The organism is Marinagarivorans algicola, from assembly GCF_001292705.1.
Lineage (GTDB): Bacteria > Pseudomonadota > Gammaproteobacteria > Pseudomonadales > Cellvibrionaceae > Marinagarivorans > Marinagarivorans algicola.
Genome location: NZ_LGAK01000035.1, coordinates 33,081 through 43,212 on the forward strand (window position 1 = coordinate 33,081; position 10,132 = coordinate 43,212).

At 44.8% G+C, this 10,132-nt stretch carries 9 protein-coding genes and 1 pseudogene; 6 read left to right on the forward strand and 4 right to left on the reverse strand.

The annotated features are described in order from the left end of the window. Window positions 1-21 precede the first annotated feature (21 nt). From dnaN to AC438_RS17355, 3 genes and pseudogenes are all read right to left on the reverse strand, one after another. Entirely contained in the window at window positions 22-1,125 is a 1,104-nt protein-coding gene (gene dnaN, locus AC438_RS12015; RefSeq protein ID WP_053981506.1) for a DNA polymerase III subunit beta, read from the reverse strand. 209 nt (window positions 1,126-1,334) lie between these two features. Continuing rightward, complete coding sequence (gene dnaA, locus AC438_RS17220) at window positions 1,335-2,606, reverse strand: chromosomal replication initiator protein DnaA (RefSeq protein ID WP_274377615.1); 1,272 nt, start codon at window positions 2,604-2,606, stop codon at window positions 1,335-1,337. Between the two features lie 447 nt (window positions 2,607-3,053). After that, a pseudogene (locus AC438_RS17355) lies at window positions 3,054-3,236 on the reverse strand (DnaA N-terminal domain-containing protein); the annotation flags it as partial. 673 nt (window positions 3,237-3,909) lie between these two features. Here AC438_RS17355 and rpmH point away from each other — a divergent pair. From rpmH to mnmE, 5 genes are all read left to right on the forward strand, one after another. Beyond that, a complete protein-coding gene (gene rpmH, locus AC438_RS12025) occupies window positions 3,910-4,044 on the forward strand; it encodes a 50S ribosomal protein L34 (RefSeq protein WP_053981508.1) in 135 nt (44 codons plus the stop codon). A gap of 120 nt (window positions 4,045-4,164) precedes the next feature. Continuing rightward, window positions 4,165-4,587, forward strand: coding sequence for a ribonuclease P protein component (gene rnpA / locus AC438_RS12030; RefSeq protein ID WP_053981509.1), 423 nt, complete (start codon window positions 4,165-4,167; stop codon window positions 4,585-4,587). Window positions 4,588-4,610: 23 nt separating this feature from the next. After that, window positions 4,611-4,853, forward strand: coding sequence for a membrane protein insertion efficiency factor YidD (gene yidD / locus AC438_RS12035; RefSeq protein ID WP_053981510.1), 243 nt, complete (start codon window positions 4,611-4,613; stop codon window positions 4,851-4,853). 20 nt (window positions 4,854-4,873) lie between these two features. Beyond that, a complete protein-coding gene (gene yidC, locus AC438_RS12040; RefSeq protein ID WP_053981511.1) occupies window positions 4,874-6,532 on the forward strand; it encodes a membrane protein insertase YidC in 1,659 nt (552 codons plus the stop codon). A gap of 143 nt (window positions 6,533-6,675) precedes the next feature. Next, window positions 6,676-8,019 carry a tRNA uridine-5-carboxymethylaminomethyl(34) synthesis GTPase MnmE gene (gene mnmE / locus AC438_RS12045; protein WP_053981512.1) on the forward strand — a complete coding sequence of 448 codons (1,344 nt, stop codon included), beginning with the start codon at window positions 6,676-6,678 and terminating at the stop codon, window positions 8,017-8,019. Between the two features lie 1,179 nt (window positions 8,020-9,198). On the opposite strand, the gene AC438_RS12050 is transcribed toward mnmE, so the two are convergent. Further along, the gene (locus AC438_RS12050; RefSeq protein ID WP_053981513.1) at window positions 9,199-9,492 is read right to left on the reverse strand and encodes a hypothetical protein; all 294 of its coding nucleotides are present in this window, start codon (window positions 9,490-9,492) and stop codon (window positions 9,199-9,201) included. A 28-nt stretch (window positions 9,493-9,520) separates the two neighbouring features. Here AC438_RS12050 and AC438_RS16840 point away from each other — a divergent pair. Then, window positions 9,521-10,132 (forward strand): hypothetical protein (locus AC438_RS16840; protein ID WP_202904757.1); only part of this gene is annotated, 612 nt, incomplete at its 3' end.

Genomic DNA, 10,132 nt, shown 5'->3' on the forward strand with positions numbered 1-10,132 from the left:
CTAATCAATAGATAGGCCTCACTACAAGCGCATAGGCATAACAACATAAACTGAGTCGCTATTTTCAGGGTCTTCGACCAACACACTGCTATTTGTATCAGACAATGTCAGTTTTAGCTGAGACGAAGTAATAACGCTGGAAACATCTTGCAAGTAACTGACATTAAAGCCCACTTCCAAACCATCACCTTGGTATTCTACCGCCACTTGCTCTTCAGCCTCTTCTTGTTCCGGATTATTGGCAGTCACCGTCAATAATCCGTCACTTAATACAAAGCGCACACCTCGGTACTTTTCATTAGCCAAAATAGCCGTACGAGTAAACGCTTGGCGTAAGGCTTCACGGTCGCCCATGACGATTTTATCGCCATTGCGCGGCAATACACGTTCATAGTCCGGAAACTTACCATCGACTAATTTGGAGGTGAATGTAAAATCACTGGTATGCGCACGAATATGACTGGAGCCCAAGACTAACTGCACACTACCCTCTGGTTCAGTTAACAACCGCGATAGCTCGATAACCCCTTTGCGTGGCAAAATAGCTTGCTTGACCCCCTCATAATCAACATTAACAGCCCGTGTACACATGGCTAAACGATGACCATCAGTAGCCACTGCACGTAAAGAGCCACTACGCAGCTCCCACAACATACCATTCAAGTAATAGCGTACATCTTGCTGGGCCATCGCAAAGCTTGTGCGCTCAATCAAGCGCTTAACTTCTTTTTGTTGAGTATTGAATACCAGATCGTCATCACCGGGCTCTACCGAGGGAAACTCATTGGCTGGCAAACTGGTGAGGTTAAAGCGACTTTTACCGCAATGCACATTGACCTTTTGTTCATTAACCGTGAATTGAATACTCGAGCCATCCGATAGGCTTTTACAAATATCTAGCAATTTCTTAGCGGGCACAGTAATCGCACCCACTTCGCTGACGCTTTCGACTTTGACACGCCCTACAATTTCTACTTCTAGATCGGTACCGGTTAAAGACAGATAATCGCCTTCTAGTACAAGTAATACGTTAGCCAATACCGGCATAGTTTGTCTGCGCTCAACAACACCTGCAACCAGTTGTAAAGGCTTTAACAGGGCATCACGGGCGATAGAAAATTGCATGATGGAGGTCTCTTTAGGTCAAATAGGGTTTGAATGTATGTGAAGTGAGAGCGTCAACACTGAGGTTCACCATCACTCAATATCGCTGAAGCTGGTCGTTAAGGTTTTACTCAATAAGGCCTAGTGAGCAAAATATCAACGAATAACCCACTAGGCCTTGTGTATCGCATGGGTCACCCGCAGGTGACTATTGAGCACTGGCTCATGTATTAGGTTGTTAAAGTTCGTAAAAGGTTTTTAACATCTTCGGCAATATCAGCATCTTCTTCGAGAAGCTCTTTAATTTTTCGGCACGCATGCAATACCGTTGTATGATCACGGCCGCCAAAACTCTCGCCAATCTCCGGCAAGCTGTGGTTGGTCAGATCTTTCGCCAAATACATCGCTACCTGACGAGGCCGTGCAACCGAGCGACTACGGCGCTTGGAATGTAAGTCAGAAACTTTAATTTTGTAGTATTCGGCCACAACACGCTGAATATTATCAATACTAACTAAGCGATCTTGTAGTGCGAGTAAGTCTTTGAGTGCTTCACGGACTAAATCTATCGTAATGGGCTTAGCGGTAAATTGTGAATGCGCCATTACACGCTTAAGTGTACCTTCTAGCTCGCGAACATTAGAACGAATGCGCTGCGCAATAAAAAAGGCTGCATCATTTGGCAAAATCATTTGCGCTTGATCGGCCTTGGTTTTGAGAATAGCAACACGCGTTTCTAACTCTGGTGGCTCAATAGCAACGGTTAGACCCCAGCCAAAACGCGACTTTAAGCGCTCTTCTAAACCGTTAATTTCTTTGGGGTAGCGGTCACAAGTTAAAATAATTTGCTGGCCACCTTCTAATAAAGCATTAAAAGTATGGAAGAACTCTTCTTGTGAGCGCTCCTTGCCGGCAAAAAATTGAATATCATCAATAAGTAGCGCATCAACCGAGCGATAATAGCGTTTAAAATCATTAATCGCATTAAGCTGAAGCGCTTTGACCATATCAGCAACAAAGCGCTCAGAGTGCAAATAAACGATTTTGGCATTTGGCTTACGTTGCAGTAAAGCATTGCCCACCGCATGCATTAGGTGTGTTTTACCTAAGCCCACGCCACCATAAATAAACAACGGGTTATACGAACCACCAGGGTTCTCGGCCACTTGGGTTGCAGCAGCTAAGCCAAGCTGGTTCGACTTGCCCTCAACAAAGCTTTTAAAGGTAAACCCAGTATTAAGATGGCTGCGATGTGCAAGGCCACCTTCGATATCTTGTTTTTCTAAGCGTTTACCCACTGTTTGTGGATGTGGTGTATCCGAACGAAAGCCTTGCTGCTCATACGGCCTGCGATCACTATGGCCAGAATGACTATCCAAAGGTATTTGGTATGGCTCTGAGTTATTCAGTGGTTGCTCGTTGGTGGTAATCGGTGCTGACTGCTCGCCACCAAACGTATTATGGCTGTAGTGCTCAGCTGAAAGGTGGTGGCCATGACCCATTTGACTCGCGGTAAAATGACTCGCATTAATCTGCGCATCACTCGGTGATGTGAGCGATAGCTGTTCAGCACTCGGGCGAAATACCTTACTGCCATCTTGCGGTGCTTCAGAATGATGACCATACCCACTATTACCATAATTGGCATCGTAGGCATTATTAGTGTTATCGTTACTATTATTAGTGCTCTTAATACCGCCACTGTTAGCGGTATTGCTGTCGTAACTATTATGACTCTTAAAGTTATTGGCCGCGTTAAGGTCATGCGTGCTATCAAAGCTTTCATTGCCATTTAAGGGCTCATGGGTGCCAAAAACGGCCGGCTGAGAAACTTGCCCACGCAAAGTTGCAGGGTCACGCCGAAATTGCGAAGCCGATTGGCGCTTAGCAGATACCCTGATGGTTACCGGGCATAGAGCCGAGCCCTTTTGGTCTTGGGCAACGATTTCCTCTATTCGACGTAAATAGCGATCACTGACCCAATCTAAAACGAAGCGGTTAGGCGCTAATAAATTAAGGCCTGCCCCTTGCTCTGTATCTACCGACAAAGGCCTAATCCAAGTATTGAAAAGCTGTGCCGAAAGCTCGCCATGCAACTGCTGGCTGCATCTTTCCCAAATAGAGTCGGACAAATGAGTTTCTCCAATTGATCACATACCATGAATCAAGTAAGCCACACGGCTTACCAAACGCCATAGTGGCCATCAATAAATGTATGACGCCCACAAACATTGTTATTCCATACAGCCTTTAACGGTACACCCAAAAGCGCACAGTTATAAAAGTTAACTCGCCTCAAGAAGCACGATACTGTGTACAACACGCTGTTTAACCACAGGTACTGTGCATAAAAAAGGCAAAAACAAGGTTTTTTAAGAGGGTTATAAAATTTTCGGAAGAGTGTAACGGCTGAAGCTCGAGTTATCCACATTTTTATCGGTTTTTTTGAATAATTACGTGGATTATTTTTGTATTATTCCTACAGCCCATGAGCGGTAAGGGTTTTATAAAAAAAAATTATCTCGCATTTGTTTATAACACCTGAATAATACCCACAAAACTGTTAATAAAACTGTTAATAAGCTATTAAAAAGCTGTAGGAACTCGGTGCAAATAACGTATTTTGTCTATATATAGTGTTATTGTCTCAAGTTACACACAAGTAGCGCCGTGCATCGCCTGTCAACCTTTTTACTGTTGCTTTTATGAGCAAAGCTCTGTATTATCCGCCGACTTTTTGCGGCCCTGCCGCTTGAAACCTAAATTCATCCGTTGACTCGGCCATCCATTTTTCAGGTATTTATCATGAAAAGAACATTTCAACCTAGCGTCATTAAGCGCAAGCGTAGCCACGGTTTCCGTGCTCGCATGGCAACTAAGTCTGGCCGTGCTATTTTAGCGCGTCGCCGTGCAAAAGGTCGTCACAGCCTTTCGGCATAGTGATTGCCGGGGTGTTCGGCAAATACCGTGTCATTAATAGATTATTGATGACACAACGTTTAACTGTGCCTTAACTCGTGCTTATAGAGATTTTATAAACACACTAAAAGTAGGAAATCGATGTACCCTCCTCCTTCAACGCAACAAGCGCACAGTGCTAACACCCCAATCTTCTCCTTTGCTTTTACTAAAAAGCAACGTCTGTTAAATAAACACGACTTTTCTCCTGTTTTTGATGATGCCCCTATTCGTGCGTCCAATCAGCACCTGCTAATTTTGTCACGCTTTAACCATGACAATCACTCTCAAGCAAGGCTCGGTTTGGTCATTGCCAAAAAGCATATCCGCCACGCCCATGAGCGCAATAGAATCAAACGTTTTGCTCGCGAGACCTTTCGACTGCAACAACACAAACTTCCTTCAATAGATGCTATAGTGCTTGCCCGCAAAGGGGCAGATACCCTGACTAACCATCAATTACAACAAGCATTTAATGGCTTATGGAAACGCATCATCAAGCGCGCTGCACACGTTGCATCTTAAAACGCGGTTTTTGGGCTAGCTTCATGCAGCCTTTATTATGGCTAGCCGTAATGCTGATAAAAGGTTATCGCTACTTTATAAGCCCGCTTCTTGGGCAAAATTGTCGTTTTTATCCAAGCTGCTCTGCTTACGCAGAAGAAGCTCTGACTACCCACGGGTTGCTCAAGGGGGGTTGGCTTAGCGCCAAACGCATTGGCTGTTGTCATCCGTGGCACGCCGGTGGCTACGACCCCGTACCGCAACCTATCAAACCCCCAAAACCTTAATGGCTTAATTCAAAATGAAGATGGATTGGTTACGCACCTCAATCATTGGTGGCATTTTAGTTGTCGCTTTTTTATTGATCATTCGCTGGAACGAGTTTCAAGAGCGCAAAATTAGCGCCTTAAGTTTGCAACCTGCCTCTGTGGCCGAGTCGATTGATGTCGCAAATGAGCAAGCGGAGCAAATGAGCGAGTTTGATATTCAAGCACCTACTCAAGCTCCTGCTGTCACTCAATTGCCCGCACAAAGCCAGCTCATTAAAGCCAGCTCTGATACCTTAGAAATCACCATCAACCCAGTTGGCGGTGATATTGTTAAAGTGGCCTTGCTCAAACTTAATAACACCCTCGTCAAAGAGGGTGAACAAGCCGAGCCTTTTATTTTGCTCAACCAAACCGCAAATACGACTTACATTGCACGCAGCGGCTTGGCGGGTATTAACGGTACCGATAGCAAAAAAAATCGCCCCACATTTGTCAGCGCTCGTCGTAACTACACCCTAGATGATACCGATGAAACACTCAGTATTGACCTTTTATATCAACAAGAAAGTACCGTTATTACCAAACGCTTTACACTCAAGCGCGGTAGCTACTTGGTTGACCTTGAATACATTATTGATAACAAAGGTGCCTCTCCTTGGCAGGCAAGCTTAGTGGGCAGCATTAAGCGCGACTCTCACAACCCCGTCATTGCACCCGGTGTGGGAATGTCGCCCTTTTTAGGCGCTGCCACCACCACCACCGAAACCAATTACGATAAATACAGCTTTAGCGATATTGCCGAAGAGTCCTTCAAGCACAATAAACAAGGCGGCTGGATAGCCATGGTACAGCACTACTTTGTAAGCGCCTGGATTCCCGATAGCAACACCCAAAACACTTACACATTACGCAAAGCCAAAAACAGCGATATGTACTTTTTTAGCTTTGCCAGTGCCCCCACCGTAGTCGCCGCAGGACAAACCCAAACGATCAGTGCGCAATTTTATGCTGGACCTAAAGATGTCAGTGAACTCGAAAAAATTGCGCCCTACTTAGACCTGACCGTCGATTACGGCTTTTTGTGGATGATTGCTAAGCCGTTATTTTGGGGCCTAGATCATATTCATGATCTCGTGGGTAACTGGGGTATCGCGATTATCTTACTCACGTTACTTATTAAAGTATTATTCTATTACCCTAGCGCCATCAGCTATCGCAGCATGGCCAAAATGCGTAAAGTACAACCCAAAATGCAAGCGCTCAAAGAAACTTACGGCGATGACCGTCAACGTATGTCGCAAGAGCTCATGAAGCTCTACAAAACAGAAAAGGTAAACCCCGTCAGTGGCTGTTTACCCATGCTGTTACAAATGCCTGTATTTATTGCGCTTTACTGGGCGCTAATGGAAAGCGTAGAGTTGCGCCATGCCTCTTTTATGTGGCTCAATGATTTAAGTGTCAAAGACCCTTACTTTGTCTTGCCACTGGTGATGGGTTTCACAATGTGGCTTCAACAACGCTTACAACCGACACCACCAGACCCCACCCAAGCTAAGATCATGCAATGGATGCCCGTATTTTTTACCGGTTTATTTATGTTCTTCCCTGCAGGCTTAGTCGTTTACTGGGTAGTGAACAATACCTTGTCGATTATTCAGATGTACATGATTAACCGACAAATCGAAAACGAAAAGTAATTCGCTTTTTAACACCTTAGCGTCACTAAAACGTTAAAATGGCCGCCTTTATACTGAGTCACTAATGGCTCAATATAAAGTGTGGCCATTTTTGGTTTTTACACACAGTATCAACCCCACTCCACCAACACAGAGAGCATATTATGCACGACACGATTACCGCAGTTGCTACCGCACCAGGCCGTGGTGGCGTAGGCGTAGTGCGTATATCGGGCCCAAAAGCACTAGCGATTGGGCAGGCCATTACCGGCAGTACTCTTACCCCTCGCCACGCTCACTATCTGCCATTCAAAGATGAACACAAACACGTCATCGACCAAGGTATTGCCCTATTTTTTAAAGCCCCCTACTCGTTTACTGGCGAAGATGTTGTTGAGCTACAAGGGCATGGCGGGCCAGTGATTTTAGATATGCTACTCGAGCAAATTACCGCGCACGGTGCACGTTTAGCGAACCCAGGTGAATTTAGTGAACGGGCATTTTTAAATGATAAGCTCGATTTAGCCCAAGCCGAAGCCATAGCAGACCTCATTGATGCTAGCTCGCGTGCGGCCGCCAAACAAGCGGTTAACTCACTGCAAGGCGAGTTTTCGCAAGCGGTCAACACCCTAGTAGAAGAACTGATAGCATTGCGCTTATACGTCGAGGCTGCCATTGACTTTCCCGAAGAAGAAATCGACTTTTTAAATGATGGCCACGTCAGCAGCCAGCTCAACACCATTATGCACACGCTCGAACAGGTGCTAACCAAAGCCGAACAAGGCGCTATTTTGCGTGAAGGCATGAAGGTTGTCATCGCTGGACGGCCCAACGCTGGAAAATCGAGCTTGTTGAACTGCCTCGCTCAAAAAGAAGTCGCGATTGTGACCAATATTGCCGGTACCACACGTGACGTGTTGCGCGAGCACATACATATTGATGGTATGCCACTGCATATCACCGATACAGCAGGCTTGCGTGATAGTAACGATATTGTTGAACAGATGGGCATTGACCGCGCATGGGAAGAAATAGACAGTGCCGACCGCATAATGCTCATTATTGATGCAACCGATACCGCGCAATTAGATGCTCCCAATCACTGGCCAGAGTTTTTTAGCCAACCGCGCTACAGCGAAAAACTCACTGTGGTCTACAACAAAAGTGATCAATTGACACACCAACCTACAGTGACCGCCGAAGGTATTTGGTTATCAGCCAAAACAGGCGAAGGCATTAGCACCTTGCAAGCTCAACTAAAGGCCGCAATGGGTTATCAAGGCACAGCCGAAGGTGGTTTTAGTGCCAGACGCCGTCATTTACAGGCGCTGCAAAAAGCACAAGGCTACCTTATTAATGGGCATCAACAATTGCACGGTTATGCCGCCGGTGAGCTCCTCGCCGAAGACCTACGCCTGGCACAAGATCATCTCAGTGAAATCACTGGGCGCTTTACCCCCGATGACTTGCTCGGCCGTATTTTTAGCAGTTTTTGCATTGGTAAGTAACTCGGGTCAGCAACCCTTATACCGTCAATAAGCCCATCTATGACAGTGTGAGTCATTAAAAAGTCATTATTCAGCCAAACTGGCACACTTCACACATCCTATCGCTAAACCATCTCACAAAACCACAGCCAACAAAACCACAGCAGCACGTCTGTGGTTTGTGTGTGCCTGCCTTTTTGACACCAAACAACAACTCATCACCCCATCTTGGCGTCAGCCTACCGAAAACGCCTAATAAACACTTATGTACACACTACACAACACTTTTACTCACAATCAATACATATTACACACAGACTTATACACAGACAAATATTATCCATAGCTTATAAAAGACTTTTATCAACATAAGAACACAGGTTTACCCACAGTGTGAATAGCTTAATGCGTAAGTTTTGAGCAAACTGATAAAAACCATCCACATTCATCCACAGATATATGCCCGTTTTGGCCAAATTCTCAAAGTTCAGTCATTTTATGCACAACACGCTAACCCTAACCGGAGGGTTAGAAGCAAGGCAATTGCACGGTATAAAAAAAATATAAATGTTTGATTTTATTGACTTTTTTTACATTATTCACAGAATTTTTTTTGCTAACTATAACTATAAATTTAAACTAATATTTATTTCAAATTTTTTTATTCCGAATTTAAAATGTAGAAATTAAGAATTACAGAAATTAAGAAAATACAATTTTTTGTTATCTATTTTGTTGGTTTCGTTTGGTATTTGATCATCAGTAAAGGAAACATGTCGCAAAGCTTCGCAAAATGTGCGCAAGTAAAAACATGCCGTGTATACTGGGCTGAGCCAAGAAAACGAGGAAAGATGCGCCATTCACTCAAAAAGTATCTATTATTTGAATGAACGGGCGTAAAAGATCACTCAGGAAACGAGAAGCCAATCGCAAATTACGACATGGTTAAAAAACAACCATATATAGATAATTGCTAATAGGTTAATATTTGGTCACGTTTGGGTTCGCCCATAATATAGGCTGTGTGCAAGCAACCAGGCTTAGGCTTACATTGCTAGCCGTGGAAACAAGGATACAACCTATAAACGATGGAGCTGTTGAGCGCTTAAGCAATCAACACTAATGGAAGCTAGCCGGTACGGTTAGTCTTTCAAAACAAATTTGGCTTGCTACTTATTTTTAGGCAGCAGGTCTTACTAGCTAATAAAAGACAACCACCCCGGGGGTTTTATTAATGTTCTCCGCTAAAACAATACTGGTCAGATCGGTACTACTTGCCGTAATGACAACATCCATTGCCGCATGCGGCAGTGGCAAAAAGGTTTCTGAACCTGTAATCACAGATCCAACAACCAGTTCATCGGCTGTTGCTTCATCAACCGATGGCACTACGTCATCATCTGACGGTACTGCCTCATCAACCGATGGCACTACGTCATCATCTGAAGGCACTGCGTCATCAACCGATGGCACTGCGTCTTCAACAAGTGACACAGCATCGTCATCTTCAATAACTAGTTCAATGTCTTCTGTTATTGTGGTTGTGCCTAGCTCAAGTGCTCCTGCTTCAAGCTCAAGCGTTCCTGCTTCTAGTTCAAGTGCTCCTGCTTCTAGTTCAAGCGCTCCTGCTTCTAGTTCATCATCTGCCAGCCCAATGCCAACAGATCCTGTTGACTGTAGTACGATTGATATAGCGGCAGGTAAGGCTGCTTATACCGCTTCTAGCTGTACGCTTTGCCACGGCGGATTTGAAGAAAGTACCGGAATGGCTCCTGGTGGGGCATCTGCCGGCTTCGATGTTAATAATTTTGTAGAATTTAATGAATCAGCGACATCGTTGAACACATATCTCGCAACCAAAATGATGAACTTTAAAATGGGTTGTGCTGCTGGTGACAGTGATTGTGAGCAAAAGGCTGATAATATTGCTGCTTACCTAAAAGAATCTTCGGGTATGCCTTATTGTCAAACAGCTTCTTCAAGCTCAGCGCCTGTTGTTTCTAGCTCTTCAAGCTCTAGTGTGATCGTTGTTCCTCCTTCTTCAAGCTCAAGCGTTCCCGCTCCTAGCTCAAGTGCTCCTGCTTCTAGCTCAAGCGTTCCCGCTCCTAGCTCAAGCGCTCCTGCTTCAAGCTCA

Excerpts from the sequence above, each read along its gene's own strand:
- rpmH (WP_053981508.1), top strand. The coding sequence starts at position 3,910 with ATGAAAAGAACATTTCAACCTAGCGTCATTAAGCGCAAGCGTAGCCAC.
- dnaA (WP_274377615.1), bottom strand. The coding sequence starts at position 2,606 with ATGGGTCATGGCCACCACCTTTCAGCTGAGCACTACAGCCATAATACG.
- yidC (WP_053981511.1), top strand. The coding sequence starts at position 4,874 with ATGGATTGGTTACGCACCTCAATCATTGGTGGCATTTTAGTTGTCGCT.
- rnpA (WP_053981509.1), top strand. The coding sequence starts at position 4,165 with ATGTACCCTCCTCCTTCAACGCAACAAGCGCACAGTGCTAACACCCCA.
- mnmE (WP_053981512.1), top strand. The coding sequence starts at position 6,676 with ATGCACGACACGATTACCGCAGTTGCTACCGCACCAGGCCGTGGTGGC.
- yidD (WP_053981510.1), top strand. The coding sequence starts at position 4,611 with ATGCAGCCTTTATTATGGCTAGCCGTAATGCTGATAAAAGGTTATCGC.
- dnaN (WP_053981506.1), bottom strand. The coding sequence starts at position 1,125 with ATGCAATTTTCTATCGCCCGTGATGCCCTGTTAAAGCCTTTACAACTG.